General features: G+C 71.5%; 29 protein-coding genes and 2 pseudogenes. 15 read left to right on the top strand and 16 right to left on the bottom strand.

The features are described 5' to 3' along the window. The first annotated feature begins 51 nt into the window (after positions 1-51). Positions 52-747 (top strand): response regulator transcription factor, encoded by a 696-nt coding sequence (locus O7610_RS25060; RefSeq protein WP_282232551.1) that lies wholly within the window; start codon positions 52-54, stop codon positions 745-747. Further along, entirely contained in the window at positions 740-2,620 is a 1,881-nt protein-coding gene (locus tag O7610_RS25055) for a sensor histidine kinase (protein WP_289212006.1), read from the top strand. The genes O7610_RS25060 and O7610_RS25055 overlap by 8 nt, the downstream gene beginning before the upstream one ends. Here the strand turns inward: O7610_RS25055 and O7610_RS25050 are convergent. Both O7610_RS25050 and O7610_RS25045 read right to left on the bottom strand, forming a co-directional pair. Further along, the gene (locus tag O7610_RS25050; protein WP_289212005.1) at positions 2,607-3,182 is read right to left on the bottom strand and encodes a hypothetical protein; all 576 of its coding nucleotides are present in this window, start codon (positions 3,180-3,182) and stop codon (positions 2,607-2,609) included. The genes O7610_RS25055 and O7610_RS25050 overlap by 14 nt on opposite strands. Positions 3,183-3,226: 44 nt before the next feature. After that, positions 3,227-4,189, bottom strand: coding sequence for an aldo/keto reductase (locus tag O7610_RS25045; protein ID WP_281552844.1), 963 nt, complete (start codon positions 4,187-4,189; stop codon positions 3,227-3,229). Between the two features lie 54 nt (positions 4,190-4,243). On the opposite strand from O7610_RS25045, the gene O7610_RS25040 reads away from it, so the two are divergent. The 5 genes from O7610_RS25040 to O7610_RS25020 all read left to right on the top strand — a co-directional run bounded on the left by O7610_RS25040 (position 4,244) and on the right by O7610_RS25020 (position 7,667). Next, positions 4,244-4,624 carry a MerR family transcriptional regulator gene (locus O7610_RS25040; RefSeq protein ID WP_289212004.1) on the top strand — a complete coding sequence of 127 codons (381 nt, stop codon included), beginning with the start codon at positions 4,244-4,246 and terminating at the stop codon, positions 4,622-4,624. Between the two features lie 70 nt (positions 4,625-4,694). Continuing rightward, on the top strand, positions 4,695-5,228 hold the full coding sequence (locus O7610_RS25035; protein ID WP_289212003.1) for a DUF6244 family protein: 534 nt from the start codon (positions 4,695-4,697) through the stop codon (positions 5,226-5,228). 175 nt (positions 5,229-5,403) lie between these two features. Then, entirely contained in the window at positions 5,404-6,624 is a 1,221-nt protein-coding gene (locus O7610_RS25030) for a hypothetical protein (RefSeq protein WP_289212002.1), read from the top strand. After that, entirely contained in the window at positions 6,621-7,316 is a 696-nt protein-coding gene (locus tag O7610_RS25025) for a hypothetical protein (RefSeq protein WP_289212001.1), read from the top strand. Before O7610_RS25030 ends, O7610_RS25025 begins: the two co-directional genes overlap by 4 nt. 63 nt (positions 7,317-7,379) lie before the next feature. Beyond that, positions 7,380-7,667 carry a type II toxin-antitoxin system Phd/YefM family antitoxin gene (locus O7610_RS25020; protein WP_353850297.1) on the top strand — a complete coding sequence of 96 codons (288 nt, stop codon included), beginning with the start codon at positions 7,380-7,382 and terminating at the stop codon, positions 7,665-7,667. 178 nt (positions 7,668-7,845) lie between these two features. Here O7610_RS25020 and O7610_RS25015 read toward each other — a convergent pair whose 3' ends face one another. The 4 genes and pseudogenes from O7610_RS25015 to O7610_RS25000 form a co-directional block, all read right to left on the bottom strand. Continuing rightward, positions 7,846-8,097 carry a DUF397 domain-containing protein gene (locus O7610_RS25015; RefSeq protein ID WP_289213686.1) on the bottom strand — a complete coding sequence of 84 codons (252 nt, stop codon included), beginning with the start codon at positions 8,095-8,097 and terminating at the stop codon, positions 7,846-7,848. After that, positions 8,092-8,166 (bottom strand): annotated as a pseudogene (locus O7610_RS25010) (DUF397 domain-containing protein); the annotation flags it as partial. The pseudogene O7610_RS25010 and the gene O7610_RS25015, both read right to left, overlap by 6 nt. Next, complete coding sequence (locus O7610_RS25005) at positions 8,163-9,035, bottom strand: helix-turn-helix domain-containing protein (protein ID WP_289211999.1); 873 nt, start codon at positions 9,033-9,035, stop codon at positions 8,163-8,165. The gene O7610_RS25005 and the pseudogene O7610_RS25010, both read right to left, overlap by 4 nt. A 255-nt stretch (positions 9,036-9,290) precedes the next feature. Next, positions 9,291-9,449, bottom strand: coding sequence for a hypothetical protein (locus O7610_RS25000; RefSeq protein ID WP_289211998.1), 159 nt, complete (start codon positions 9,447-9,449; stop codon positions 9,291-9,293). 217 nt (positions 9,450-9,666) lie between these two features. Here O7610_RS25000 and O7610_RS24995 point away from each other — a divergent pair, with 217 nt between their 5' ends. Together O7610_RS24995 and O7610_RS24990 are read left to right on the top strand one after the other, a co-directional pair. Further along, on the top strand, positions 9,667-10,164 hold the full coding sequence (locus O7610_RS24995) for a hypothetical protein (RefSeq protein ID WP_289211997.1): 498 nt from the start codon (positions 9,667-9,669) through the stop codon (positions 10,162-10,164). 294 nt (positions 10,165-10,458) lie between these two features. Continuing rightward, entirely contained in the window at positions 10,459-10,917 is a 459-nt protein-coding gene (locus O7610_RS24990; RefSeq protein WP_289211996.1) for a hypothetical protein, read from the top strand. A 145-nt stretch (positions 10,918-11,062) separates the two neighbouring features. On the opposite strand, the pseudogene fahA reads toward O7610_RS24990, so the two are convergent. Further along, positions 11,063-12,256, bottom strand: a pseudogene (gene fahA, locus O7610_RS24985) (fumarylacetoacetase); the annotation flags it as partial. Next, positions 12,253-13,110: a hypothetical protein gene (locus O7610_RS24980; protein ID WP_289211995.1), complete on the bottom strand. Its 858-nt coding sequence runs from the start codon at positions 13,108-13,110 to the stop codon at positions 12,253-12,255. The pseudogene fahA and the gene O7610_RS24980, both read right to left, overlap by 4 nt. A 94-nt stretch (positions 13,111-13,204) precedes the next feature. Between O7610_RS24980 and O7610_RS24975 the strand changes: the two genes are divergently transcribed. Beyond that, positions 13,205-14,374, top strand: a complete 1,170-nt coding sequence (locus O7610_RS24975; RefSeq protein ID WP_289211994.1) for a homogentisate 1,2-dioxygenase — start codon at positions 13,205-13,207, stop codon at positions 14,372-14,374. Positions 14,375-14,424: 50 nt separating this feature from the next. Here O7610_RS24975 and O7610_RS24970 read toward each other — a convergent pair whose 3' ends face one another. From O7610_RS24970 to O7610_RS24955, 4 genes are read right to left on the bottom strand one after another with little or no spacing between them, the layout of a single operon-like run. Beyond that, on the bottom strand, positions 14,425-15,636 hold the full coding sequence (locus O7610_RS24970) for a tetratricopeptide repeat protein (RefSeq protein ID WP_289211993.1): 1,212 nt from the start codon (positions 15,634-15,636) through the stop codon (positions 14,425-14,427). Between the two features lie 9 nt (positions 15,637-15,645). Continuing rightward, entirely contained in the window at positions 15,646-16,131 is a 486-nt protein-coding gene (gene ispF, locus O7610_RS24965; protein ID WP_281555810.1) for a 2-C-methyl-D-erythritol 2,4-cyclodiphosphate synthase, read from the bottom strand. Between the two features lie 40 nt (positions 16,132-16,171). After that, positions 16,172-16,897 (bottom strand): 2-C-methyl-D-erythritol 4-phosphate cytidylyltransferase, encoded by a 726-nt coding sequence (gene ispD / locus O7610_RS24960; RefSeq protein WP_281552829.1) that lies wholly within the window; start codon positions 16,895-16,897, stop codon positions 16,172-16,174. A 52-nt stretch (positions 16,898-16,949) separates the two neighbouring features. Beyond that, positions 16,950-17,435, bottom strand: a complete 486-nt coding sequence (locus O7610_RS24955; protein WP_123603804.1) for a CarD family transcriptional regulator — start codon at positions 17,433-17,435, stop codon at positions 16,950-16,952. 328 nt (positions 17,436-17,763) lie between these two features. Here O7610_RS24955 and O7610_RS24950 point away from each other — a divergent pair, with 328 nt between their 5' ends. Then, positions 17,764-18,549, top strand: a complete 786-nt coding sequence (locus tag O7610_RS24950) for a hypothetical protein (RefSeq protein WP_281552828.1) — start codon at positions 17,764-17,766, stop codon at positions 18,547-18,549. A 26-nt stretch (positions 18,550-18,575) separates the two neighbouring features. On the opposite strand, the gene O7610_RS24945 is transcribed toward O7610_RS24950, so the two are convergent. From O7610_RS24945 to O7610_RS24935, 3 genes are read right to left on the bottom strand one after another with little or no spacing between them, the layout of a single operon-like run. Then, a complete protein-coding gene (locus O7610_RS24945) occupies positions 18,576-19,676 on the bottom strand; it encodes a type III polyketide synthase (protein ID WP_281552827.1) in 1,101 nt (366 codons plus the stop codon). Continuing rightward, on the bottom strand, positions 19,670-20,839 hold the full coding sequence (locus O7610_RS24940) for an acyl-CoA dehydrogenase family protein (protein ID WP_281552826.1): 1,170 nt from the start codon (positions 20,837-20,839) through the stop codon (positions 19,670-19,672). The genes O7610_RS24945 and O7610_RS24940 overlap by 7 nt, the downstream gene beginning before the upstream one ends. A gap of 42 nt (positions 20,840-20,881) precedes the next feature. After that, positions 20,882-21,619, bottom strand: coding sequence for a class I SAM-dependent methyltransferase (locus O7610_RS24935; protein WP_281552825.1), 738 nt, complete (start codon positions 21,617-21,619; stop codon positions 20,882-20,884). A 47-nt stretch (positions 21,620-21,666) separates the two neighbouring features. On the opposite strand from O7610_RS24935, the gene O7610_RS24930 reads away from it, so the two are divergent. The 4 genes from O7610_RS24930 (at position 21,667) to disA (ending at position 26,054) form a co-directional block, all read left to right on the top strand. After that, entirely contained in the window at positions 21,667-22,506 is an 840-nt protein-coding gene (locus O7610_RS24930) for a UbiA family prenyltransferase (RefSeq protein WP_281552824.1), read from the top strand. Positions 22,507-22,645: 139 nt separating this feature from the next. Continuing rightward, on the top strand, positions 22,646-23,302 hold the full coding sequence (locus O7610_RS24925) for a hypothetical protein (RefSeq protein WP_289211992.1): 657 nt from the start codon (positions 22,646-22,648) through the stop codon (positions 23,300-23,302). 11 nt (positions 23,303-23,313) lie between these two features. After that, positions 23,314-24,768 carry a DNA repair protein RadA gene (gene radA, locus O7610_RS24920; RefSeq protein ID WP_281555809.1) on the top strand — a complete coding sequence of 485 codons (1,455 nt, stop codon included), beginning with the start codon at positions 23,314-23,316 and terminating at the stop codon, positions 24,766-24,768. Positions 24,769-24,827: 59 nt separating this feature from the next. Further along, positions 24,828-26,054 (top strand): DNA integrity scanning diadenylate cyclase DisA, encoded by a 1,227-nt coding sequence (gene disA, locus O7610_RS24915; protein WP_502959052.1) that lies wholly within the window; start codon positions 24,828-24,830, stop codon positions 26,052-26,054. Positions 26,055-26,131: 77 nt separating this feature from the next. On the opposite strand, the gene O7610_RS24910 is transcribed toward disA, so the two are convergent. Further along, the gene (locus tag O7610_RS24910; protein WP_281552822.1) at positions 26,132-26,887 is read right to left on the bottom strand and encodes a hypothetical protein; all 756 of its coding nucleotides are present in this window, start codon (positions 26,885-26,887) and stop codon (positions 26,132-26,134) included. Positions 26,888-26,914 lie beyond the last annotated feature (27 nt).

Raw genomic sequence — 26,914 nt, 5'->3', positions numbered from 1 at the left:
GTGCCATTTCCCACCGCCGCGCCGACGCTGACACGCAGTATGGTTCGCCCCGTGGTTGCCCATGTGCTGATCGCCGAGGACGACCGGCGGCAGGCCGAGGTGCTGCGCCGCTACGTCGAGTCCGACGGACACCGGACCACAGTGGTCCACGACGGGCGCGACGCGCTCGACCAGGCCCGCCGGCACCGGCCGCAGCTGCTGGTGCTCGACGTGATGATGCCCGGCCTGGACGGGCTGAACGTGTGCCGGATCCTGCGTCGCGAATCGGACCTGCTGGTGCTGATGCTCACCGCCCGCGCCGACGAGGACGACCTGCTGCGCGGGCTCGATCTGGGTGCGGACGACTACCTGACGAAGCCGTACTCGCCGCGGGAGCTGATGGCCCGGGTCCGGACGCTGCTGCGCCGGGTCGACCGGGTGCCGCGCACCATCGACGGGATACGACGGGTCGGTGCACTCGCCGTCGACCCGGTCCGCCGGGAGGTCACCGTCGACGGACGACCGGTCAACTGCACGCCGGGCGAGTTCGCGATCCTCGCCGCCATGGTCGAGCAGCCGGAACGCGCCTTCACCCGGGCCCAGCTGCTGGAGCACACCCGGGGCGTGGACCGGGACTCGACCGAGCGGGCCATCGACACCCACCTGGTCAACCTGCGCCGCAAGATCGAACCGGACGTACGCCGGCCGGCGTACCTGGTGACGGTGTACGGCGTCGGCTACAAGCTGCGCGACCCCGCCGGTGGGTGAGCCGGCCACCGGCGGTCCGGCCCCGGCCACCGGCGGTCCGGCCCCAGGCCCGGCTTCGGTCGCGCGGGTACCGCTGCGGCACAGCCTGATGCTGCGGCTGCTCGGCGCGTCGGTGCTGGTGACGGTCTGCGCGGTCGTCGCCACCGCCTGGCTTACCGTGGCGTCGACCACCCGGGCGATCGAGCAGGAGCAGGGTCGGTCCCTCGCCGACGACGTCAGCGTCTACGACGAGATGATCACGTACGCGGTCGACCACCGCGACTGGTCGGCGGTCACGCCGGTCGTCGACGACCTCGCATCGCGTACCGGCCGGCGGATCGTGCTGCTCGACCCGGTGACCCGCGACCCGGTCGCCGAGTCGGCGCCCGGGCCGACGCTGCGCGACGCCCGCCCGTCGGCGATCGTCGACCCGCTCGACCTCGACCCGGCGCTCACCGCCAGCCGTCACGGGTCCAGCATCGACACCCGGGTCGTCGGGCCGTACCGGCTGAGCGACGACGAACGCGCCGGCATCCACAAGGCGGCCGAGGACCACCGGAGCTGCCTGGTCGACGGGGCAGGGCTCGCCGCCGAAGTCGTCGAGCTGCCGGGCGGCCGGGCGACGGTGACGATCCTCGACGCCGGTATCGACCGTGGCCGGCCGCTGGCCTGCCCGGAACCGGCGCTGCTGCGCGAGCCGGCCCGCAGCGAGGTCGCACCCCTGGCCGAGCTGCTCGACCTCACCGAGGCATGTCTCGGGCCCGAGGCGGCGAACATCGACCTGGCCGTCACTCCTACGCTGGACCTCCGGGTCCTGCGGGCCTCCCCAGGTGCGCCGTCCGAGGCCGACGCCCGCGCCTGCGCCGAGACAGGCCTCCGCAGCCAGCTCCGGGCGTACGTCGCACCGCCGGTGCTGCTGTACGTCACCGACGCGACGGCCACCGACGCCGGGTCGCCGACCGTCAACCTGTCCACCGGGAACCTGCTGCGGATCGCCGGTGTCGCCGGACTGGTCCTGCTGCTCACCGTGGCGGTCACCGTCGGAGTCGGAATGCGGCTGGTCCGGCCGTTGCGGGCACTGGCCGCGGCGGCCCGTGCGCCGGTGGACAGGCAACGCCCGGTGCCGGTCACCACCCGGGACGAGATCGGCAGTCTCGCCACCGCCTTCAACGACCTGGCACGCCGGCGGGACCAGCTGGAGCGGCAACGCCGGGCGATGGTCAGCGACGTAGCCCACGAGCTGCGGTCGCCGCTGACCAACATCCGGGCCTGGCTGGAGGCCGCCCAGGACGGGCTGGCACCGGCCGACACCCACACCCTCGAACTGCTCACCGAGGAGGCGACCCTGTTGCAGCATGTCATCGACGACCTGCGGGACCTGGCCGCAGCTGACGACGGCACCTTCGCGGTGCATCCGGAGCCGACCTTCGTCGGCGACGTACTCAGCCAGGTCGTCGAGGCCAACCGCGGGGCCGCTGCCACCGCCGGGGTCACCCTGACCGGGGCGGTGCACGGCGATCCGGAGGTCGTCCTCGACGCGGTACGGCTGCGACAGCTCGTCGGCAACCTGGTGGGCAACGCCGTGCGGCACACCCCGGCCGGGGGTTCGGTCACCGTCGACTGCGCCGTACGCGACGACTGGCTGACCATCGAGGTTGTCGACACCGGGATCGGGATCGCCGCCACCGACCTGCCGAAGTTGTTCGACCGGTTCTGGCGGGCCGACGCCTCGCGCAGCCGGCGCACCGGCGGTAGCGGGCTGGGTCTGCCGATCGCCCGGCAGCTGGCCCACGCACACGGCGGTGACATCACCGTGGCCAGCGAGCCGGGCCGGGGCACGCACGTCACCGTACGCCTCCCGGCCCGGCGCTGCGACCCGGTCAGCTCCCGCTGAACGCCTCCGCTTCGCAGTCCTCGACCTCGGTACCGGCCGGCAGTCCATCAGCGAGTGACAGGAAGTCTCCGTCGACGAACGCGTCGACCCCGCGGTCCTGCAGACATTCCGCCCAGGCCAGCAGCTTGTCCGGATACTCGGGGTCGAGGCGCAGGGAACGCTGCCACAGGCGTTCGGGTTCCAGCGGTGCGCAGTCCTCGGCGACCTGCCGCACCTGCGGAGTGTCTTCTTTGGTCTTCCGGTCCATCTCCGACACCCCGTTGTCCTCGAAGCACTGCAGCCAGAGGTTCATGAGCCGCTCGTGTTCCTCAGCGGACGTGTCGGGGCGGATCAACGGACGCTCGACCTGCGGCGACGGCGAGACGTCCGGCCCAGCGCTGCCCACGATCGAGGCGACACCGCTGTCGCCGGCGTCACCAGCCGACCCTCGGGCACCGGTAGCGCTCGTGTTCCCGTCACCGCCGCCGCACCCGGCCGACAGCCCGATCGCCGTCACGGCGAGCGCGGCCAGCAACGGTTCGGCCAGCCGGCTCGCCGGACGCATCTGTCGATATCTGCTCATGCGAGCCAGAATTCCGGCCAACCGTCAGGAACCTGTCAGCATTGTCAGCCGGCGACGGCCAGGCGGGCGAGGTGCTCGTCGGTGAGGGCGAGAGTGACGCCGTCGAGCGCCGCTTCCAACTGGTACAGCTTGCTGCCGCCGAGGATCGGGCGGATGCCCTGCGCCACCAGCCAGGCCAGCACCACCTGGCCGCGGGTCGCGCCGGTGTCCCGGGCGACGTCGTCGAGCGCCGCGAGCCGCCGCGTACTACCGGGATGGTCGTACACCGGCGGGATCGGCTTGGCCGGGTCGTCGTAGGCACCGGTCAGCAGCGGCGTGTACGCCCACACCTCCATCCGGTACGCCTGCGCGATGTCCCGCTGCTCGTCGCTGAGCAGGCCGAACGGATGCTCCACCCCCTCGGGCAGCGTGCCGGGGCGGGCCCGTAGGTAGGTGGCGTTGAGTTGCAGGGCGTCGATCGGCCGGGTGCCGGTGGCGGCGGCGTGGGCGCGGGCCCGCTCGATGCGCCAGGCCGGGTGGTTGGACGCGCCGACCCGACGTACGGCACCGGACGCGACCAGCCCGGCGACCGTGTCGACGGTCTCCTCGATCGGGGTGGCCCGGTCCTCCTGGTGCAGCCAGAGCAGGTCGACGCTGTCCACGCCCAGCCGGTCCAGGCTGCCGGCGAAGGCGTCCTCGACGGCGCGGCGGCTCAGCCCGGCCCGCACCCGCGGCCACGATCCGGCCCACAGCGGCTCGGCACCGACCTTGGTCGCGATGCGCACCCGCTGCCGTACGCCGGGGCGGGCGGCGAGCCACCGCCCGATGACCCGTTCGCTGTCGCCGCCCCGGCCGTCCTTGCTTGCCCAGAATGCGTAACAGTCGGCGGTGTCGATCCACTCGCCGCCCCGCTCGACGAACCGGTCGAGCAGGGCGAAGGAGGTCTCCTCGTCGATCCGGGTACCGAACATCATCGCGCCCAGGACCAGCGGCGAGGCCGGTGCCGGCGTGCTGTTTTCGTACGTCATGGGTCCACCCTGCGACCTGGAGCGCGCTCCAGGTCAAGCGGTACTGTCGGCGGCATGACGGCCTACTCACCCGCCGAGGCGGCGGCCCGGTCCGGCTTCTCGATCGACACGCTGCGCTACTACGAACGGGAGGGCATCCTGTCGCCGGTCGCCCGCAACTCCAGCGGGCGCCGCGTCTACAGCGATGACGACCTGGGCATGCTCGACTTCCTGCGCTGCCTGCGGGACACCGGGATGCCGATCGAACGGCTCCGCCGCTACGGCGAGTTGTGCCGTGACCCGCAGACCATCCCGGAGCGGATCGCGCTGCTGCGCGAGCACGCGGACGCGGTCGAGCAGCAGATCGAACAGCTGCACCGCTGGCGGGCCCGCCTCGGTGAGAAGCTCGCCTGGTACCACGGCCAGGCAGCGGACACGACCGCAGCCGAGGGCTAGTCTGCCGGCTTTTCCGCCGACCACCCCGCACCATGGGAACAGCAGGTCAAACGGGGTGAGGAGAGCGATCGTGGCAGCACCGGTGGACAGCGTCGGCAAGGATCTGCAGGCGATGCGGGCGGGCGCCGAACGGGCCCGGACTGCCGCAGCGGCGGCCCAGCACGAAGCCGAGCGGGTCGCCGGTCAGGCGGCGGCCGGCGGCTTCAGCGGCATCGTGGCCGGCATGATCCAGGTACGCAACTCGCTGAAGGAGCTGCAGGCCGGTCTTGTTGGGGTAACCGGCACCCTCGACGAGACGACAGCGACCGTGGTGCCGGTGCCGAGGGAGGCCTCGCCGGCGGAGGTGCTGGCCACGCTGGGTCGGGCCGGCGACAAGCTGCGCGCCGTCCGCGACGGCATCGGCGCGGCCGCCGCGAAGGCCGACGAGGCGGCAGGGCTGGTGGCGCGGGTGCTGCAGGGTGGCGACCCGGCCCAGCTGCTCGGTGCGCTCGGCACCGTCAAGGAGACGCTGGCGGCGGTACGGCAACGGGCCGGCGTCGTCGACGAGTCGCTGACCGCTGCCGCCGCCACCGCCCGCCAGGTCGGCGCGAAACCGGGCAGCTGACGGTCGACCGCCGTCGATGTTCGGCCACCGTTGACGTTCGACCGCCGCCATCCGGCCGTTCCGCTGCACACAGCTCGCGGGAAATGGTGTGATTTGTGCGGGTCGACAGCCTTCGTTGGTTGCCGGCGCGGCAGGCAGCCGGCGATGTGCCGGACGGCCCCGAGAAGGAGAGGCGATGCGTTTCAACCCGCTCGAAGAAACCGGCATCCCGCTGGAAAAACAGCTACGGAGCTGGTCCGAACTGAACGTCGAGCCGTACGAGCCGCACGGGGTCGATCCGTACACCCGGTGCCGGGTGATCGTGATGAACGGGATCGAGGTGGAGGCGATCACGTTCAGCCACCAGATGAACCGGCACGTCGACGACATCGAGTTACGGCAGAAGCTCGCCTACCTGCGCTACATCGAGCAACAGCAGCAGAAGGCGATCAACTGGATGATCCCCGGCCAGGAGTCGGTGCTGGAGGTCGTGCTCGGGTACGAGCAGGTGGCGACCGACATCACCGCCTGGGTCGCCCGCAACGAGCCCGACCCGTACCTGCGGCAGAACTACAAGTTCGGCCTGCTGGAGGACTTCGACCACCTCTACCGCTACTCCAACCTGTACGAGCTGACCCAGGGCAAGAAGGCGCAGGCGATCGTCGACTACCTGACCGAGGTCATGCCGGGGCGGCCGACGTCGCACCACCACCGCCACCCCGAGGACAACGTCCGCAAGCACTACGACAAGCACACCGTCGATCCGCTGTCTCGGATGCACGCCATCACCATCACGGCCGCCGAGCAGCAGACGATGAACTACTACATGAACGTGGGGCCGGAGTTCGTCGAGCCGATCGCCCGGGGTCTCTACCTGGAGATCGCGATGGTGGAAGAGGAACACGTCACGCAGTACGAGTCGATGCTCGACCCGGCGGAGAGCTGGCTGGAGCAGCTCGTCCACCACGAGTACAACGAGTGCTACATGTACTGGTCGTTCGCCCAGGACGAGGATGACCGCCGGATCAAGCAGGTCTGGGAGCTGAACCTGGCGATGGAGATCGAGCAGCTCAAGGCGGCGGCCGATCTGCTGCGCCGGTACGACGGCCGGGAGCCGGAGCAGATCCTCCCCGCCGAGATGCCGCAGCCGACGAAGTTCCAGCCGAACAAGGACTTCATCCGCGAGGTGATCGCCGAACAGGTGGACATCACCATGTTCGGCACCGGTTTCGTCGCCGAGTGGCCGGAGCGCTACATCAAGCACATGGCGACGGTCAACGCCGGTGGCGCGCCGAGCGAGCAGGTGATCGACGAGAACGCGCAGCGCAACGGCCGGGAGTACCGCAATATCACCGACGGCCCGTACCCGGCCGAGCAGTACGCCCACGAGAAGGTCCGAGAGGAGGTCGCGCGATGACGCCCAGTGCCGTACGCACCGAGACCGGCGCGATGATCAAGCCCGGCCCGATGGTGACGGTCACGCCGGAGCGGGCGGTGGACGACGACCGACTCGCCGCCTTCGCCACTGGCAGTGGTCTGAACGGCCCGTTCCTGGCCGACCAGCTCTCCGCGTGGAAGACCCACGACCCGATGGGGGTCCACCTGTTCGCCATGCTGACCCGGCGCACCCCCAACCCGATCCTGGCCGGACTGTACGGCCGGCTCAGGACATCGGCCAGCGAGCGGGTGCAGACCTGGGAGGCGCTGATCGGCGAGCTGGGCGGCATGCCCAAGTACGTCAGCCCGACCGCCCGGATGACCGGCGGCATGGACGAGAAGATCATCGCGTCGTTCCTGATGAACGGCTCCGGTGACGAGCTGACCTTCGAGACGGCCGGGCTCAACGCCGCGTTCGCCACCCTGTCACTCGGCGTGCTCAACGCGCAGTCGCTGACCAACTGCGCGGAGAAGGCCGACGACGGCCAGGCCAAACAGGTGATGCAGGCGGCGGCCACCCGGCTCGGCGGGTCGGCGCAGGAGGGCCTGTCCGAGGTCGAAAAGGCGTTGAGCGCCAGCATGCTCCTGCAGGTCAGCAGCGGTACGGCCCAGAAGGTGATGCATGGCATGGACAAAGCCGCCGGGAAGATCAAAAACGCGCTGCGCTCGTAGTACGGACCCGTGGCGGGTTGTAGCTGATAGTCAAAACTCTGACCGGCCACCAGAATGGCTGCCGTGGAGACCATCTCGATCACTGAGGCCAAGGCTCGTATCGCTGAACTCGCCGATCGGGTCTCCCGGCAGCACGACCGCTACACGATCACCCACAACAGCCACGCGGACGTCATGCTGATCTCGGTGGCCGAGTACGAGTCGATGCGGGAAACGCTGGAACTGCTCTCCGACGCCGAAGCCCTCGCAGATCTCCGCCAGTCCAGGCAGGACTTCGCCTCGGGCGACACGTTCTCGATGGACGAGGTGCTCGGCGAGCTGAAACGACGTCGGAACACCGAAGCCAAGTAGGTCGTCGAGATCCAGCCGATCCGCCACCGACGCGACGCCTACCGCTCCTGACCGGCAACCGTCGTCACGGCCCCAATCCTGGCGGACCATGTACGCGATGTGAGGCTGAGATACCTATCCCGTTTGCCGATAGGTATCTCAGCCTCACATCGTGAGAGCCGTCGCCGGTAGCGAGCAGTCAGGCGGTGAAGGTGCTGGTCCTAGTGGCGGTGATGAAGGCGGACCAGCTCGCCGGGGAAATCACCAGCACCGGTCCTACCGGGTCCTTGGAGTCCCGCACGCCGACCACCCCGCCCAACTCGTCGGCCACCTCGACGCACTGGCCCTGATCGTTGGAACGGGTGCTCTTGCGCCACGTCGTGTCGGCCACCTCGACGCAGTGACCCTGATCGTTGGAGCGGCTGCTCTTACGCCAGGTGGCGTCAGCCACCTCGACGCAGTCGCCCTGATCGTTGGAGCGGCTGCTCTTACGCCAGGTGGCGGTGGACAGGTCGATCATGACTCGTACTCCTTTGCGGTCCGGGCGAGGAGGTCACGTGTCGCGGCCTGACCGAGCGCGGCGGCCGTCAGGTCATCGAAGGCAATCGTATAGCGCTCGGCCTCATCCGGGCGGTCCAGAAAGAGGGCACCGGTGAGGCCCTCGACGTAGACGGTGGTCGGCTCCAGCTCGGCCGGGAAGTCGAGCATAGTGAAGGCGCGCGACAAGGTTCCACCGTGGATGCCGGCGCTGAACGGGATCAGCCGGATCGACACGTTCGGCAGCTCACTCGCCTCGGCCAGCCGGCGCAGCTGGGCAGCCATGATCGCCCCGGAGCCGGCCGGGCGACGAACTAGCGCCTCGTCCAGCACGATGTCGAACCGAGGCAGGATCGGCTCCATCCGGGTGAGCAACTGCGCCCGCTGCAACCGCACCGCCACCCGCTGCTCGATCACCTCCGGCGACAGGCGCAGCGGGCTGCGGGCGAAGACCGCTGTGGCGTACTCGCGGGTCTGCAGCACGCCGGGGACGAGCTCGGTGTGAAATGCGCGGAGGTGGGCGGCGGCCTCCTCCAGACCGATGAACAGCTCGAACCAGGACGGGATGCTGGCGTAGTCGTGCCACCAGCCCTTCTCCTTGGTCTTCGGGGCCAGCGCGGCCAGCGCCTCGATGGTCTTCAGGTCAGCGCCGTACAGCTCGCAGAGCAGCACCACGTCCTCGGCGCGGATCGGCACCTCACCGCGCTCCATCCGCAGCAGCTTGGTCGCCGACCAGTCCAACTCCCGGGCCGCCGTGGTCTGCGGGACCCGGGCCAGCCGCTCACGCAGCCGACGCAGCTCCCGACCGAGCTGGCGTCGCGGGACCGACGAGTTCAACAGGGCCGAGGACATTGGTGCCACCTCCTGGAATTGATCATCTGCAGATTGATCATGCACGTCTGGCAGGTCAACTCTCGGTCGACCGAGGCCTATTCGACTGACTGGCCATATCTCTACCACATGGCCCCGACACTGTTGCGTTGGTGCAGATTGACCGACAGACTCTTCTTCGTTCGGGAACGAGATCGAAGCGCCGCAAATCGGCGCTGACCTTTCGTCGACGAATACGGCATGACCGATCGGTGGGCCGGCAAACCATCCGAACGGTCAGCGCCGTTCTCCCCAATCAGGCGTGGCGGCCGGCACGGCACCCCCGAGCCGTCCGGCCGCCACGCCGCCGGAGAAACACCAGCTCACCACGCTTACGCGAGAGGGTGAAGCGATGTCGTCGATCGGCTTCGGGATCGCCATGACGAGCTCCGCCATGATCGGATTTCTCGCCGGTCTGCTGAGCTTCAAGGTGAAGAGTCGCTGGTGTCCGGACTGTGGAGCGATGACCTACCCGCAGCCGCCACCCCCGCCGACGTAAACCCCAACGCCGCAGCACCGCCGACCTGTGTGCAATTTCCACGGCAGCCAGTGACCGCAGAGGTTTAATCCCCAGACGACTTTCTCAGACGGCGATACTGACGCGAGGAGAATCATGGCGTACCGAAATGACAAGCCCGACCGGTTCACCCGCCGGCCGCAACCGTCGGAACAGATCAACCGACGGCCCACAGCGGGACGCCCGCCGCTGCCGAGCCGGGTGCCCGGCGAGACCGACATCGACTCCGACCCGCGCTTCAACCTGGTCGGGGCGGGCGGCGTCGCCCCGGCACCCCGCGACGGCGGACACGACCGGATCGACAGCGGGCCCGACCAGGTCAACGACGGACCCGGTCACGCCGCTGACGACGGCGGTCAGCCGCCCGACGGCGACCTGGCGCTGGTCGCGAAGATCGCCAAGCGGATGGCCGAGCGGCACATGCCGGACCGGACCGGCGGCTGCCGGCACTGTGGAGGCACGTACTGCGAACTGTTCCTGGAGGCGCTCGCGGTGCTGGACCGGCGCGACCCGGCCGCCGCCCGACGGATCCGCGCCGTCCTGCAGTACGCCGGCCTCACCCCACCAGCCCCACCCCCGCCACAGTGGCGGTAACGCGCCGATTCCGCCGAAGACGACGTGCGGCCCGCCGGTCCGTCAGGAAGTGAGCAGGAGTGCACACCGGCACAAGTTGAAAGGGTGAGCGGATTGGGACAGCCAGAAAGACCGCGATCGAGTCAGGCTTGGTTGTGGGCGATCGTCGCAGCCTCAGCAGCGGTGATTGTCGCGCTGGGCACATTGTCGCTATGGCTCGTGGTGGCGACGGGCCGGAACGCCAGTCCGAGCCAGACTGCCGGTGAGCCCACTGGTGCCCCGGGCGGCGGGACGTTGTCCCAGGCTACTCCGGCGGTGACGACGCCTCCGGCTGCCGCACCGACCAGCGCCTCGGCCACCGAGGCACCGATGGACGATCCGCAGTTTCCCTGCGTCGACGAAACCCAGTACTTCTACTGCGACACGATCCCCGTCATCCAGTACTACGGCCGCAATCTCGACGAGATCCCACCGCAGGACCGCTTCCGTGGGAACGACATCTACTTCAGTCGCAACGGGCTCAGCGCTGGTAAGAACGCCAAGATCGGCAGGTGGACCTCGCCCGATCTGGCCACCAGGGATAGTTGCCGCGAACTGCTGAACGGCATGGATCCGGCGAAGACGACGATCCTGCTCGACCCCAGCATCGAGGACAGGTTCTGTGTCGAGACCACCGGAGGTAGCGGGACCACTAGCCGGTATGCCTTCGGAAAAGTTGAGCATGTCCAGGCAGACCGGTTCATCGTCCAGATCATCGTCTGGGACAACCCGTGACCCGTAGGCGCAGCGGGGACCCTGGAACCCTTCGCCACCTGCTGGTCTCGTCCGTCTCGGCCTAGACCCCGCGCACATCGGCCGAATCTTCGCCGTTACCGCGAGCATGCTCAACGTCGGCCCGCATCGTAGCTATGAGCGCAGGCACCACGGTGCCGGTGACCTCGCCGAAGCCGATCGTCGTGCCGGCCGGGCCGGGGGCGGTGGCCGAGATGGCGACGGTGTCGCCGTCTTCGAGGAAGGTGCGCTCGGACCCGTCGTCCAGCTTGACCGGCTCGGTGCCGCCCCAGGTCAGCTCCAGGAACGAGCCGACCTGGTCACGCCGGGCCCCGGAGACGGTGCCGGAGGCGTAGAGGTCGCCGGTGCGCAGCGACGCGCCGTTGACGGTCAGGTGCGCCAACTGCTGCGCCGGGGTCCAGTACATGCCGGCGAACGGCGGCTCGCTGACCCGGGTGCCGTTCCACTCGACGACGATCGACAGGTCCAGGCCGCGCCGTGACGCCTCAGCGAGGTACGGCAACACCGGTGGGTCCTGCGCCGGGGCCGGCACCCAGGCGTGGTCGAGGGCTTCCAGCGGCACCACCCACGGGCCGACCGAGGTGGCGAACGACTTGCCCAGGAACGGGCCGAGCGGCTGGTACTCCCAGGCCTGGATGTCGCGGGCCGACCAGTCGTTGACCAGGGTCACGCCGAACACGTGGTCAGCGAACCGGTCGGTCGGCACCGGGTCACCGAGCGCGGTCGGCACCCCGACGACGAAGCCGACCTCGGCTTCGATGTCGAGCCGGCGGGACGGGCCGAAGACCGGACCGTCGGTGCTGCGCCGCTGCCCGCTGGGGCGCACGATCGGCGTACCGGAGACGACGACGGTGCCGGCCCGGCCGTGGTAGCCGATCGGCAGGTGCCGCCAGTTGGGGGTGAGCAGCGGCTGCCCGGGGCGGAAGATCTGCCCGACGTTGCTGGCGTGCTGCTCGGACGAGTAGAAGTCGACGTAGTCGCCGACCGCGAACGGCAGCACCAGGTCCACCTCGGACAGCGGGATCAGCAGCGGCTCGACGGCTGCCCGGTGCTCGGGCTCGGTGAGCAGTTCGACGATCCGCCGCCGCACGGTCGTCCACTGTGCCCGGCCGAGGGCCAGGAAGGCGTTGAGGGTCGGCTCGCACAGCGCACCGCCGGCGAGGATCAGGTCGGCGTCCTCCGCGCCGCGCAGGTCGAGCACGAAATCGGCGATCCGTACGCCGAGCCGCCGCTCACCACCACCGCGGCGGAAGGCACCGTACGGCAGGGTCTGCACCCCGTACGGTGAGCCGTCGGCACCGGGCACCCAGCAGGTCGTCACGCGAATCCTCCGTTGATCAGCCCCAGCCGGACCAGGTCGGTCAGCGGGTCGGTGATGCTGCACGACCCGAAACCTACCCAGAGCGGCCGGTCGGCACCGCCGCGCGTACGGGCCGGCTCGATCAGCCGGGCGGCGTCGGTGGTGGCGAGCAGTTCGGCGACCTCGGCGACCTCCGCGCCCTCGGCGGCGGTGATCGTGGCGGCGAGCACGTTGAGGAAGCCGTGGTGGGTGAAGCCGGTCTCCGGGTCGGTGTCGCGGATGGCGTGGTGCAGGCCGGCGGTCAGTTTGAACGGCAGCGCCCGGTCGCGGCAGGCGCAGATGACGGCGGCCAGCTCGACCGGGGTGGGGAACAGTTCGGCGGCCAGCCCGCCGGTGCGGAACTTGGCGGCGACGTCGACGCCGCCGGCCCGCGCCTCGGCGAGGCCGTCCAGGGCGGCGAGCAGCCCCCAGGTGAGCGGCACCTCCGCGTACCCGCTGATCTTGGGCCAGCCGGCGAGGGCGGTGAGCAGCGCGCGCAGGCCGGGTTGCGGGTCCTCGCCGCGTTTGGCGACGGCGACCTCGACCTGCCGGGGCCGGATCCGGTCGGTCGGCAGCGCCTCGACGGCGGCCGGCAGCGCGGCCACGCCGGTGTCGCCGATCAGGCCGATCTCCAGCTCGTCGCCCGGCCCGACCAGCCGCCGCGCCGCGCCGATCTCGGACGCGGGCAGCAGGAACGGGCCGACCAGGTCGGTGTACCAGGCGGTGCGGTGGCCGCGGTGCGCGGTGATCGCGTCGGGCAGGTCGGCGTTGCCCGGCGGGAAGACCGCGGCGTCGTCGACGAGGCCGGTGAAGATCCTGGGTACCTGCATTGACACGCCTTCGAACCTAGTGGATTCTACGATTAACGGACAACAGCGTCCGATTATCGGACGCTACCGGCCGGTCAACGGGGAGATACGGAGGGTAATCATGCCCTACTACCGCAGCGTTGGCGAGATCCCCCGCAAGCGCCACACCCAGTTCCGCCAACCCGACGGCATCCTGTACGCCGAGGAGCTGATGGGCCAGGAGGGCTTCTCCGCCGACTCGTCCCTGCTCTACCACCGGCACCTGCCGACCGCCATCGTCGCCGCCGAGTCGTACGACCCGCCGCCGACGAGCCGGCTGCCGAACCACCCGCTCACCCCACGCCACCTGCGTACCCACAAACTGGACACCGGGCACACCGACGCCGTCCTCGGCCGGCAACCGCTGCTCGCCAACGACGACGTGCGCATCTCGTACGTCGTCGCCGACCGGCCGTCCCCGCTGTACCGCAACGCCACCGGCGACGAGTGCCTGTACGTCGAGTCCGGTGCCGCCCGCGTCGAGTCCAGCTTCGGGGTGCTCGGCGTCACCTCCGGCGACTACGTGATCATCCCGACGTCGGTGGTGCACCGGATCGTGCCGGTCGACGACGTGCCGCTGCGGCTGCTCACCGTCGAAGCCACCGGCCACATCGGACCACCTAAGCGCTACCTGTCGGCACGCGGCCAGTTCCTGGAACACGCGCCGTACTGCGAACGCGACATCCGCGGGCCGGGCAAACCACTGCTGGTCGACGGCACCGACGTCGAGGTCTACGTGCGGCACCGGCAGGGCTGGACCCGGCACGTGTACGCCCACCACCCGTTCGACGTGGTCGGCTGGGACGGACACCTCTACCCGTGGGCGTTCAGCATCCACGACTTCGAGCCGATCACCGGCCGGCTGCACCAGCCGCCGCCGGTGCACCAGACGTTCACCGGCCCCAACTTCGTGATCTGCTCGTTCGTGCCGCGCAAGGTCGACTACCACCCGCAGGCGATCCCGGTGCCGTACAACCACCACAACGTCGACTCCGACGAGATGCTGTTCTACACCGGCGGCAACTACGAGGCGCGGCGCGGCTCCGGCATCGAGCAGGGCTCGATCTCGCTGCACCCCGCCGGGTTCACCCACGGGCCGCAGCCGGGCGCGGTCGAACGGGCGCTCGGTGCCGAGCACTTCGACGAACTCGCCGTCATGGTCGACACCTTCCGGCCGCTGGACCTCTGCGACGCGGCACTGTCCGTTGAGGACACCGGGTACGCCTGGACCTGGGCCGGCAACGCCCGCTGACCGGCATACCGCCGACCCGACACGGCCTGTCCAGCCGCTGATCCGGCGCGCTACCGCTGGTCCGGTGGTCGGGCGGTGGCCGAACGCAGCACCATGAACTGGGCAACGGCGGCCGCGACGATCGCCGACACCAGCAGCCACGGGGTGGCGATCGCCGCGTAGCAGAAGATCAGCACCGGGGCGGCACCCACCGCGTACACCGCCGTCGCCAGCCGGCGGTCCGCCAGCTGCGACACCACCTCGGTGATCCGACCCGGCACCCGCCGGGCCAGCACCCAGACCAGCACGAATCCACCGAGCGCGGCGACCACCGCCCAGCCGCGCGACGCCGCGCTGCCGGCCAGGCAGGCCACCGTCACCGCCGCGATCATGCTGTAGCCGGCCCCGATCAGCACCAGCCGGCGCAGCTCCTCCTCGGGTGTCGGCGGCCGCTCCAGCCGGGGATCCGTCGGTGCCGACCCGGGCGACTGCGGTGCCCATCGAGGGGACCGGGCCGGCGAGGGCTGCGGCGGCGGGGGCGGTGCCATCGCGGTGGCCCGTTCGGCGAGCACCGCCAGCTCGGCGGCGTACCGCCGCTGTTCCAGGTGGATCACCCCGACGTCATGCTGCGCCTCACCGATCAGCGGGTCCAGCCGCAGCGCCTCCCCGTAGGCCCGGTGCGCCAGGTCGAACAGCTCCAGCCGGGCCCCGACCAGCCCCAGCACCAGATGTGCCTGGGCGTCCTGCGGGGCCAGCTCCACCCCGCGCCAGGCCGCGTTGAGCGCCGGCTGGCCGTTGCGCGAGCCGGCCAGGATCGCCGCCCCGCTGCGCTGGGCGTACGCGTCGTCCGGATACGTCGCCAGCAGGTCGGTGGCGAGCCGGGCGGCGTCGGCGTACCGCCGCAGATCGATCAGCGCCAGCCCGCGTACCACCAGCAGGGCGACCCGGTCCGGCGGACCGGACCGCGCGCCGGTCCCGGCATCGGCTGGCATGGCCGTCGCGGTCTCTGCCGGTGCGGCCGTCGCCGTGGCCTCGGCCGACCACGGGTTCGGCGGCTCGTCCGCCCACGCGTCGATTGCGGCGAGGGCCTGCTCCGGACGGTCGGCGGCGAGATGCACCCGGGCCAGCATGATCCGGGCGGCGACGCTGTCCGGTTCGAGGGCCACCGCGAAGCCGATCTCACCGGCGGCCTCGTCGTAGCGGCCCAGGTCAGCCAGCAGCCCGGCGCGCTGCAGGTAGCCGTCGACGTCGGTGGGCGGCTCGGGGGATGACTCGCTCGACACCTGTCGAGCCTATCCGGGCAGCCCGGACGGATAGACGAGCGCGACCGCCAGGCCGGCGAGGCCTTCGCCCCGGCCGGTCAGCCCGAGCCCGTCTGTGGTGGTGCCGGAAACGGTCACCGGGGCACCGGCGGCAGCACCGAGCACCTGCTGTGCCTCGGTCCGCCGGGGACCGATCTTCGGCCGTACACCGATCACCTGAATCGAGACGTTGCCGATCACGAAGCCGGCGGCGACCACCCGACGGGCCGCCTCGGCGAGCAGGTCCACCCCGGCGGCTCCGGCCCAGCGTGGTTCGGCGACACCGAAGTTGGCGCCGAGGTCGCCGAGGCCGGCGGCGGAGAACAGCGCGTCGCAGGCGGCGTGCGCGGCGACGTCGCCGTCGGAGTGCCCGGCCAGCCCTGTCTCGCCGGGCCAGTGCAGGCCGGCGACCCAGCAGGGCCGGTCGGCGGCGAAGGCGTGCACGTCGGTGCCGACACCCACCCGGGGAACGATCATGCCGGCGTGCCGCACGGGACGACCATCAAGGCAAGGGCGGTCATGAAGGCAGGGTACGGGTCGCCGGTTCGGTGGCGAGCAGGTGCTCGGCGATCACCAGATCGAACGGGCGGGTGATCTTGAGCGCCCGTTCCGAGCCGGGCACGCAGAGCACCGGTACGCCGAGCTTCTCCACCAGACCGGCGTCGTCGGTGTGCGGATCGACGGCGTCGGCGTGCGCGGCGGCCAGCACGTCACGCCGGAACCCCTGCGGGGTCTGCACGGCCCGCAGCGTCGACCGGTCGACGGTGGTCAGAACGGTCTCGTCGGCGTCCACCGACTTGATGGTGTCGACGACCGGGAGCACCGGGATGACGGCGTCGGCGCCGGCCCGGACCGCGGCGGCGACCGAGTCGACAAGGTCGGGTGGGGTGAGGGCGCGGGCCGCGTCGTGCACCAGGACGATCTGCGGGCCGGCGGGGACGGCAGCGAGCGCGGCGGCCACCGAGGCCTGCCGGTGCGCGCCGCCCGGGACCACGATCAGCGGCAGCCCGGCCGTGGCGGGGGCGAGCAGGTCGCGGACGGCGTCGATGTCGGCGGGTGGGGCGGCGACCACGATCACCGCGACCGAGGAGGCGGCGGCCAGTCGACGCACCGCATGTACCAGCAGCGGTACGCCGCCGAGTGGCCGGAGTGCTTTGGGTGCGCCGGGTCCGAGCCGTACCCCGGAACCCGCCGCAGGAACGAGGACCGCGACGTCACCGCGTTGCTGGAAGTGCGCGGTCACGTCGCGGTCCTCGGTGCAGGTGGCAACAGACTATCTATGGGTGGAGAGTTGCCTACGCGTCGGTGAGCACCTTGTCGAGCAAGGTCTCTGCCTCGTCCTTGGTGCTCTTCTCCGCAAGCGCGACCTCGCCGACCAGGATGTCCCTGGCCTTGGCGAGCATGCGCTTCTCGCCTGCGGACAGCCCCCGCTCCCGCTCCCGACGCCACAGGTCACGAACGACCTCGGCGACCTTGAGCGGGTTTCCGGATGCCAGCTTTTCGAGGTTGGCCTTGTATCGCCGCGACCAGTTGGTCGGCTCCTCGGTGTGCGGGGCGCGGAGGACATCGAAGACCTTACCGAGGCCTTCTTCGCCAACCACTTCGCGCACGCCGACGATCTCGGCGTTCTCGGCGGGAACTCGCACCGTCAGGTCACCCTGCGCAACCCTGAGGACGAGGTACTGCTTCTCCTCGCCCTTGATGACACGAGTCTCGATTGCCTCGATGAGTGCGGCCCCGTGGTGGGGGTAAACAACGGTCTCGCCGACACTGAAAACCATAGGTTCGAAGCCCCTTTCGCTGTGTCTAGGGTAACACGCTCAGGCACCGATGTCCCGTCACAGTCCGAGCCGTAAGCGCAGGTCAGAGGGGCTGTGAGAGGTCTTTCTCGAGCTTGACACGCAACCGCCAGTAGGTTTTGAACACGCTAAGTAACAACCAGATCAGCAGTCAGCTAACTGGTCGGACGTGCCAGATGGGACGCGTTTCGGCACTTCCAGCATATCGTCCGGCCGGTTCCCGTGCCCCAGCACTGGCGGAACCAGGTTCGTTGCGAGACCCTGATACCTAGACCCCGATCGACCCGGTGGGCGAGCGGCTGGGGGTGCTGTGGGCAGGACAGGCAACAACGGTGATGGGTGGTCGGACGGCGCCGGAGCGCCCGACGACCTGCCCGAGATCCCGCCCGAGTGGGGCCCGATCGTCATTCCCGACGATCCCGGGGCGCTCGCCGAGGAAGCGGCACAGGTCCGCCGGGAGCTGCACCGCACCCGTCGGCGGGACCACTGGCACCGGCGGTTCGGCATCCACCCCGGCGACACCGGCCGGGCCGGCGGCAGCGGGCACCGCCCGCACGAGATCGCCGCTCTCCGGCTGCCGTTGATCATCATGCTGCTGGCGGTCCTCGCCGCGATGATCAGCATGTTCACCGTCGCCTGGTCCGACCGGCCCCAGTCCACCGCCAGCCCGGCACCGTCGGCCCCCGCCACGCTGCCCGACCGCCCGCTGCCCGCACTCGACCTGATCGACGGCTCCGGCACCTCGGTCCCGGTCCGGTCGCTGCTGCCGGCGGCGTTCCTGCTCGTCGAGGGCTGTGAGTGCGCCGACCAGATCACCGCGGCGGCGGCCGCCGCCCCGGCCGGAGTCTCGGTCGTCGCGGTCACCAGCGGCGCCACCAGCCCCGGCACCCTGCCGCCGGTGCTCGCCGACCGTCTCGACACCCATCTGCTGGCCGACCCGGCCGCTGGAATCCGCAACTTCGTCGACGTCCCGGCGACCGCCGGCACCGCCACCGCGCTACTCGTCACCGAGACCGGCGAGGTCATCCGGCTGGTGCCGCAGGCCGACTCGGTCGAGACGTACCGCGCCGACCTGGCCCTGCTGGTCGGCCCCTGACCCCGCCCGCCGCCGCGCGCGGCGGGTCAACGGCCGAGCAGCGCCGCGTAGAGCGTCAGGCCCGGACCGAACGCCAGCATCACCACGTGACGCGGCGGCGGTCCCGCCCGGCGTAACCGGTCCAGGATCAGCAGTACGGTCGGCGACGAGCAGTTGCCGTACGCCGCCAACGTCTCCCGGGACGCCGACATCGCCGCGTCGGACAGGCCCAGCTCCCGCTGCACCACGTTGAGGATGCGCGGCCCGCCCGGATGCACCGCCCAACCGTCCACCTGCGACACGGTCAGTCCGTGCCGGGCCAGCAGATCACCGACCAGCGCCCGTACGTGCACCGACAGCACCTGCGGCACCCGGGGCGACAGACCCATCCGGAACCCGAGATCGGTCACCTCCCAGGTCATGTGGTCGGCGGTGGAGGCGTCGGTGGCCGACACGACCTCCCGTACGGCGTAACCGCCGGGCGGCGGCGGGCCGCCGGCCCTGCCGGTCGGCACCAGCACCACCGCCGCCGCCGCGTCGGAGAACAACGCGTGCGCCACGATCTGCTGAGTGTCCACCCGGCGGGCCGGCGGCTGGATGTGCAGGCTGGTCAGCTCGGCACAGAGCAGCAGCGCCGGCCGGCCCCGGGCGGTGACGAAGTCGGCCGCCGCGCCCAACCCGGGCAGCGCCGCGTAGCAGCCCATGTGCCCGACGAACAACCGCTGGGTGTCGGCGGCCATGCCGACGTCCCGGGCCAGAATGATGTCCAGGCCGGGCGTGGCGTACCCGGTGCACGAGCAGACCACGAACAGACCGATCTCCCCGGCGGTCAGCCCGGCCTGGGTCAGCGCCCGGTGCACCGCCTCCTTGCCCAGCGGCAACGCCTCGATCTGGTAGCGGCGCATCCGGCGCTCGGTCGGCCAGTCCGCGACGTCCTCCAGCAATGGGCTCACCGCCGCCTGCCGGGTGCGTACCCCGGAATTGGCGAAGATCCGCTCCGCGAGCGCTCGGGTGCCGCCGTCGTACCGCGCCGCGAAGAAGTCCCGCCACAGCTCGTCCTGGGTGGCCGACGGCGGCAACGCCAGCCCGAGCCCGACCACCGCGGCCGACGACCGGCCCGCCACCGGCTCCGGCGACCGGCTCACCACCGGGGTGCCGATCCGTCGCGGTCCGGGTCCCCGCCGATCGTCGCCACGCCGAGCCAGTCGGCACAGACGTCCGACGTCGGCGGGTGCAGCGCACCGCAGCGGGCGTCCCGGTAGAGCCGTTCCAGCGGATGCCCGCGGCGGGTCGCCGAGGTCCCGGCCGCCTCCAGCATCGACGACGCCACCTCGGCCGCTGTGCCGCCGGCGACCAGCTTGGCCCGCCACACCCACTGGTTGGTCGTCGGGTCGCCCGGTTCGGCGTCCACCCGGCGGGCCGCCTCCCGCACTGTCAGCAACGCCGCGGCGGCCGCCGCGTCCGCCCGACCGATCCGGGCCCGGACCGCCGGAAGGTGGGTCAACCCCCGCTCGGCGAGATGCTCCACCGCCGCGTCCACCGCCGCCCGGGCCACCCCGGCGTATACCGCCGCGTAGCTGGCCACCATCCAGTGCGGCATCAGCTGGGCCACCACCAGGGCCAGCCCTTCCACCCCGCCGAGCAGGGTCTGCGGGCCGACGGTCACGTCCAGGTGCAGGTCATGCGAGCAGGTGGCCCGCATCCCGAGCGAATCCCAGCTCTGCTCCACCCGCAGGCCGGGCGTGTCCGCCGGGACGAGGAACTGCGAAACCACCGACTGGTCGTCGGCGTGCCGGGCGGCGACCAGGTACCCCGAGGCGTGGCCGGCCCCGGAACAGAACGCCTTGGCCCCCTTGATCTGGTATCCACCGTCCACCCGGTGGTAGACGGTGGACAGCTGGGAGAGCCGGGAGCCGGCCCCCCGTTCGCTCATCGCCACCGCGTACCAGGCGCCGGCGGCCGCGTCGGCGAGCAGCTGGTCCCGGGCCGCCAACGCCTCGTCCGGCAGCCCCATCGCCTCGGCGAGGTTGTCGTCGACCGCGCCCAGTGCGCCGGTCACCGAGGCGTGCATGTTGAACACCAGCGCGGTGGCACCGTTGCCCCGGGCCAGCTCGTACGCCACTTCGGCGTAGTCGGCGAAGTCGGCGCCCCGCCCGCCCAGCCGCTGCGGGACCATCAACCCGAACAGCTGTTCCTGCCGCAGGTCGGCGAAGTCCGCCACCGGAAAGGTGCCGGCCCGGTCGTGATCACCCGCCCGCGCCGCCAATCGTGGCACCACCCGCCGCGCCGCCGCCAGTGCATCCGCAACCATTGCCGCCCCTTCCGCCGTCGACCTGCCCACCTGCTCGTCCGCTCAGCCCACCTTGACCCCCCTGCCTTGGTAGAGCACCGAGGTGGACCAAGTCGGCACCATCCGCCGCCGGGGTTTCCAGAGTGCCTGTTCGGGAGCCGATCGGCGGAGCGGCGCGCGCACCAGCCAATCGATCAGGCTGAAGACGCTCGGCCGGAGGCCGCGCACCGCCAGCCGTACGCCGTGCCGGGCGCACTCGGCGACCAGCCGCTGCGGACGGACGAACAGCGCGGGGTCGTGAATGCCTCGCGGCGCGACCGGCAGGCGTTCGCCCAGCTCGACCGCGATCAGCCGGCTGGCCAACGTGGCGTTCAGGGTGTCCAGCACCAGCAGCCCACCGGGCCGCAGCACCCGGCACGCCTCGGCGACCGCCGCCGACAGGTCCGGTACGTGCTCCAGTAGTTCCCCGGCGGAGACCACGTCGGCCATCCGGTCGGCCAGCGGCAGCCTGGTCGCGTCACCACGTACCGGGTCGACACCGTGCCGGGCCGCCAGCCGCAGCGCCGAACCGACCAGGTCGACCCCGACGTGCCGGTAGCCCTTGCCACGCAGGTGAGGGGCGAGCAGGCCGGCCCCGCAGCCAATGTCGACCAGCACCGCCCCGGGCCGGGTCGCCGGTGGGATCAGCCGGGCCCGCGCCTCGGCGATCCAGCGCAGCATCTCGAACGCGCCGGCCGGCCGCCACCACTCGTCGACCAGCACGTCGTACTGGCGGGGATCGTTCGGCGGCAGGTCCGGCATTGACTGAGCGTGGCATGACCAGCCGGTAACGGCCACACTTGGCGGATATGTCGCGCCGCGTGTCCGCATTGATCAAGGCCAGCCACCCCGAGCCGGCGGTTGCGGTCACCACGGTGACCGCCCTGCTGGCCTGGGGCGTCGGTCACCGTCCGGGTGGGATCGTGCTGGTCGCCGCCACCGTCGCGGCCACTCAGCTTGCCGTCGGCTGGACCAATGACTGGCTGGACGCCGGTCGCGACCGGCAGGCCGGACGGGCCGACAAGCCGGTCGCAACCGGCGTGGTCAGCCGGCGCACGGTGGGCGTCGCCGGTCTGGCCGCCGCGCTGGCCACCCCGCTGCTGGCCGGGCCGACCGGGCCGGCGGCGGCGCTGTGCATCACCGCCGCGCTGATCAGCGCGCTGGCCTACAACTGGCCGTTGAAGTCCACCGCCGTGTCGGTGCTGCCGTACGCGTTCTCCTTCGGAGCGTTGCCCGCCTTCATCGTGCTGGCCCTGCCGGGTGCGCCCGTGCCACCGGCCTGGCTGGTCACCGCCGCCGGGCTGCTCGGCGCCGGGGCGCACTTCGCCAACGTACTGCCGGATCTGGCCGACGACGCCCGCACCGGCGTGCGGGGTCTGCCGCACCGGCTCGGGGCCACCGGCTCGGGGGTCGCGGCGGCCGGGTTGCTCTTCGCCGCCACCGTGACGCTGGTCGTCGGCCCACCCGGGCCGCCGTCGTGGGCCGGACTCGTCGCGGTCGCCGGCACTGCGATCATCCTGCCGACCGGCTGGTACGCGGCCCGGCGGGCCGCCCGGCGGGCCGGCCGGTCGGACGGCGTGTTCCGGGCGGTGCTGGTGGTCGCGGTGATCGACGTGGTGCTGCTGGTGGCCAGCGGCCCGGTCGGGTGAGCGCCGTCGGGCCGGCCCGGTCGGGTGAGCGCCGTCGGTCACGGATTATCGGGTCCGTGGCGGGGCGCGGATCACCGCCAACTACCCTGGAGCCGGCCTGCGCGGGGCTCGTCGCCGCGCCGTGACAAGGAGGACCGACGTGACGCCCTCGACCAGGGGACACCGCCGAGTCGCGGTGCTGTTCGCCGGCGCTGCCGTGGCCAGCGGCCTGCTGCTCAGCGGCTGCGGTGCCGGCCAGCTCGCGGAGACCGCGACCAAGGCGACGGCGATCAACGGAGTCAACCTCGAGTCGCCGGACGGCGCGGTGTCGGTACGCGACCTCTCGGTGCCCTACCCCGGAGTGGAGGGCTACCCGGCCGGCGGCAGCGCGCCGGTCGAGGTCGGGCTGTTCAACAACACCAACGACCCGGTGACGGTACGGGTCAGCGCCGTCCCGGTCACCGACGAGGACTGGGCGACGGTGGTCGGGGCCGAGACGGTGGTGATCGGCGGCTCCGAGCAGGCCAGCGGGCCGACCCCGTCGCCGGAGCCGGGCACCGCCGAGGTGCCGCAGCCGGACCCGGGCCGGGACGCGATCGTCCAGCTGCCGGCCAACGGGTGGGCGCTGTTCAGCACCGACGACACCGAACCGCTGCGGGTCACCGGCCTGGCCGGCCCGCTCGCCGCCGGGTACTCGGTGAACCTGGCCTTCGAGTTCAGCACCGGCGGCGCGCCGCTGGTCGTGGCCGCGCCGGTGGACATGCCGCTCACCCCGGCTCCCCGGGCGCCCGCCGAGCACGACGAGGAAGAGCACTGAGCTCGCGGTCGATCCCCCGGGGTGCCGGCGGCGGGACGGGACGCGGCAGCGCCGCGCCGCGCAGCCGGGCCGCGTCGCGTGAGCCCCGGCCCGCGTACGAGTGCGACGCGTGCGGGCACCAACCACCCAAGTGGGTGGGCCGGTGCCCGGAATGCGGCGAATGGGGCTCGGTGATCGAGTCGGTGGTCAGCGGCCCGGTGGTCTCCGGCCGAGTCGTCAGCACCCGGATGCCGACCGAACCGGCCCGGCCGATCGCCACCATCAGCGCCGCACCCGCCAAGGCCCGGCCGACCGGCGTCGGCGAACTCGACCGGGTGCTCGGCGGCGGTCTGGTACCCGGCGCGGTGGTGCTGCTGGCCGGCGAGCCCGGCGTCGGCAAGTCGACCCTGCTGCTCGACGTCGCCCAGCAGTGGGCCGCCGGTGCCGGTAGTCCGTCGCTGGTGGTCAGCGGCGAGGAGTCGACCAGCCAGGTACGGCTGCGCGCCGAGCGGATCGGCGCGCTGCACGAACGGCTCTACCTGGCGGCGGAGAGCGACCTCGGGGTGGTCCTCGGCCACCTCGACGCGGTCCGGCCCGGTCTGCTGGTGCTCGACTCGGTGCAGACCATCTCGATGCCCGGTTCGGACGGTATCCCCGGTGGCGTCACCCAGGTCCGGGCGGTCACCGCCGCGCTGGTCGCGGCGGCGAAGGAACGCAACATCGCCACCGTGCTGGTCGGCCACGTCACCAAGGACGGCCAGGTCGCCGGCCCCCGGGTACTGGAGCATCTGGTCGACGTGGTGCTGCACTTCGAGGGCGACAAGCACTCGTCGCTGCGGATGGTCCGCGGCATGAAGAACCGGTTCGGCGCGGCCGACGAGGTCGGCTGCTTCGAGATGCACGAAGGCGGCATCAGCAGCCTGCCCGACCCGTCCGGGCTGTTCCTCACCCGCTACACCGAGCCGGTGCCCGGCACCTGCGCCACGGTGGCGATGGAGGGCCGGCGGGCCCTGGTCACCGAGGTCCAGGCGCTGATCGGGGCGACCGTCGCCGGTTCGCCCCGGCGCACCGTGTCCGGGCTCGACGGTGCCCGGCTGGCGATGGTGCTGGCGGTGCTGCAACGGCGTACCGAACGGCTCACCCTGCACGACCGGGAAGTGTTCGCGGCGACGGTCGGCGGCATCCGGGTGGTGGAGCCGGCCGCCGACCTCGCGGTGGCGCTGGCGGTCGCCTCCGGCGGGCTCAACCTGGCCGTCTCCCCGCAACTGGTGGCGATCGGCGAGGTCGGGCTCACCGGTGAGGTGCGCCGGGTCGGCGCGGTCGCCCGGCGGCTCGCCGAAGCCGCCCGGCTCGGCTTCCGGTACGCGCTGGTACCGCCCGGTACGGCCGGTTCCGGCACCGACCCGATGCCGCCGAACATGCAGATCACCGAGGTCAACGACGTACGGGCCGCGTTGCAGGCCGCCGCGCGCGCCTCGGCCGGCTGATCTGGTACGGCAGTAACCGCGAGAGCACCCACCGCATGGCGGTCCGTAGACTGTTGCCCGTGGCGATCGACCGCGATGCGAACAAGACTGCCAGCGCCGGCACCAGTGCCGGCTCGGCCGGCCGGGTCGGTGCCGTCGGTACGCCGGCGCGCACCGGTGCCGTCGGCACCCCGGCACGCACCATCAGCGCCGGCACCTCGGCGCTGACCAGCCCGGCGGCCACCGGGGATCCGCTGCGGGCCAACCTGGCGCTGATGGCACCCGGCACCGCGCTGCGCGACGGGCTGGAGCGGATTCTGCGTGGCCGGACCGGCGCGCTGATCGTCCTCGGCTACGACAAGCAGGTCGAGTCGCTGTGCACCGGGGGCTTCCCGCTCGACGTCGAGTTCTCCTCCACCCGGGTCCGCGAGTTGTGCAAGATGGATGGTGCGGTGGTGCTGTCCAGCGACGGCACCCGGATCGTGCGGGCCGCTGTGCATCTGATGCCGGACCCGTCCATTCCGACCGAGGAGTCCGGTACTCGGCACCGCACCGCCGAACGGGTCGCCCGACAGACCGGGTACCCGGTGATCTCGGTCAGCCAGTCGATGCGGATCATCAGCCTCTACGTCAACGGTCAGCGGCACGTACTGGACGACTCGGCCGCCATCCTGTCCCGGGCCAACCAGGCGTTGGCCACCCTGGAGCGGTACAAGCTGCGGCTGGACGAGGTGTCCGGCACGCTCTCCGCCCTGGAAATCGAGGATCTGGTCACCGTCCGCGACGCGGTCGCGGTGGTGCAGCGGCTGGAGATGGTCCGGCGGATCGCCGACGAGATCGCCGGCTACGTCGTCGAGCTGGGCACCGACGGACGGCTGCTGGCACTGCAGCTCGACGAGCTGATGGCCGGCGTGGACGCCGATCGGACCCTGGTGATCCGCGACTACCTGCCCACTGTACGCAAGGCGCGGACCCTGGACGAGGCCCTGGTCGAGTTGGACCTGCTGACCGCCACCGAGCTGATCGATCTGGTCGCCGTGGCCAAGGCGATCGGCTACGCCGCCTCCACCGAGGCGCTCGACGCGGCGGTGAGCCCACGCGGTTTCCGGCTGCTGGCGAAGGTGCCCCGGCTGCCGGTGTCGGTGGTGGACCGGCTGGTCAACCACTTCGGCAGTCTGCAACGGCTGCTCGGGGCGACGGTGGAGGATCTGCAGGCTGTCGACGGTGTCGGCGACGCCCGGGCGCGCAGCGTACGGGAGGGGCTGTCCCGGCTGGCCGAGGCGTCGATTCTGGAGCGCTACGTCTGACGCGCTACGTCTGACGCGCTAGGTCGCAAGCGTGCCGCAAACGGCGTAGCTCGACGAAGGGACGGATGTACCGGTCGTCAGCCGGTGATGGTGATGACGAACGGCTCGCTGACCTTCGAGCCGAGTCGGGCGAAGAGCTGGTACTCGCCGGCCGCCGGATGGTCACCTGCCGCGACGTTGTTGGCGCACTCGCTCGCCGCCCGACCGTTCCAGGCCACCTGGTAGTCGCGGGCGCTGCCAGGCCCGAAGGTGCGCACATCAGTGCCCCGGGCGGCTCCGCAGGTGTCCGACGACCAGATAAGCTCCGCACCCCGCTTGAGGTACAGCTCCTGCGGGTCGGCGCCCACATCCCGGTCGCAGGTACGGCTGGAGACGTTCTGCACCCGCAGCTGCATTGCCAGGGTAACGCCCTTCTGGGCGGTGGCCTGCGAGGCTGCCGCGGTCAGCAGGATCTCGTCGTCGGTACAGGTGCCGGCGGCCGGACCGACCGGGCCGCCAGGGGCGTTCTGGTCACCGCCGCCGGTCGTACCGTCGTCGCCGGTACCGCCGCCGGTGCTGCCACCGCCGGCGTCGCCAGCGTCGCCGTTACCGAGGGTGTCGGGGTCGTCGCCGTCAACGGAGTCTGAGTCGTCCTCCGGCCCCGGGGACGAGGTGGTCGGGGTGAGCACCTCACCGGACGGGGTCGGGGTGGGATCGGCCTGCGACCGCCCGGTCTGGTCGGAGCCGATGCAGGAGTACGCCACGATGAACAGCAGGAGCAGCAGTGCCCCGAGCACGACGGCACGCCGCCGCCAGTAGATGGCGGGTGGCAGCGGGCCAACCGTCAGTCGCATGATGGCACACCGTATCGGCAAGACCGG

Origin of the sequence: Solwaraspora sp. WMMA2065 (genome assembly GCF_030345075.1) — a bacterium.
Classification (GTDB): Bacteria; Actinomycetota; Actinomycetes; order Mycobacteriales; family Micromonosporaceae; genus Micromonospora_E.
Note: the sequence above shows the minus strand (reverse complement) of the source record. Positions and strands in the feature narration are given on the sequence as shown.

What these genes read in the sequence shown, in the direction of transcription:
- O7610_RS25045 (WP_281552844.1), bottom strand. Translation starts at nt 4,189, where the DNA reads ATGACGTACGAAAACAGCACGCCGGCACCGGCCTCGCCGCTGGTCCTG.
- ispF (WP_281555810.1), bottom strand. Translation starts at nt 16,131, where the DNA reads ATGATCGTTCCCCGGGTGGGTGTCGGCACCGACGTGCACGCCTTCGCC.
- O7610_RS25025 (WP_289212001.1), top strand. Translation starts at nt 6,621, where the DNA reads ATGACGCCCAGTGCCGTACGCACCGAGACCGGCGCGATGATCAAGCCC.
- O7610_RS24910 (WP_281552822.1), bottom strand. Translation starts at nt 26,887, where the DNA reads ATGCGACTGACGGTTGGCCCGCTGCCACCCGCCATCTACTGGCGGCGG.
- O7610_RS24930 (WP_281552824.1), top strand. Translation starts at nt 21,667, where the DNA reads ATGTCGCGCCGCGTGTCCGCATTGATCAAGGCCAGCCACCCCGAGCCG.
- O7610_RS24955 (WP_123603804.1), bottom strand. Translation starts at nt 17,435, where the DNA reads ATGGTTTTCAGTGTCGGCGAGACCGTTGTTTACCCCCACCACGGGGCC.
- O7610_RS25030 (WP_289212002.1), top strand. Translation starts at nt 5,404, where the DNA reads ATGCGTTTCAACCCGCTCGAAGAAACCGGCATCCCGCTGGAAAAACAG.
- O7610_RS25000 (WP_289211998.1), bottom strand. Translation starts at nt 9,449, where the DNA reads ATGGCGGAGCTCGTCATGGCGATCCCGAAGCCGATCGACGACATCGCT.
- O7610_RS24940 (WP_281552826.1), bottom strand. Translation starts at nt 20,839, where the DNA reads ATGGTTGCGGATGCACTGGCGGCGGCGCGGCGGGTGGTGCCACGATTG.
- O7610_RS25050 (WP_289212005.1), bottom strand. Translation starts at nt 3,182, where the DNA reads ATGAGCAGATATCGACAGATGCGTCCGGCGAGCCGGCTGGCCGAACCG.
- O7610_RS25040 (WP_289212004.1), top strand. Translation starts at nt 4,244, where the DNA reads ATGACGGCCTACTCACCCGCCGAGGCGGCGGCCCGGTCCGGCTTCTCG.
- O7610_RS24995 (WP_289211997.1), top strand. Translation starts at nt 9,667, where the DNA reads ATGGCGTACCGAAATGACAAGCCCGACCGGTTCACCCGCCGGCCGCAA.
- O7610_RS24975 (WP_289211994.1), top strand. Translation starts at nt 13,205, where the DNA reads ATGCCCTACTACCGCAGCGTTGGCGAGATCCCCCGCAAGCGCCACACC.
- O7610_RS25005 (WP_289211999.1), bottom strand. Translation starts at nt 9,035, where the DNA reads ATGTCCTCGGCCCTGTTGAACTCGTCGGTCCCGCGACGCCAGCTCGGT.
- O7610_RS24935 (WP_281552825.1), bottom strand. Translation starts at nt 21,619, where the DNA reads ATGCCGGACCTGCCGCCGAACGATCCCCGCCAGTACGACGTGCTGGTC.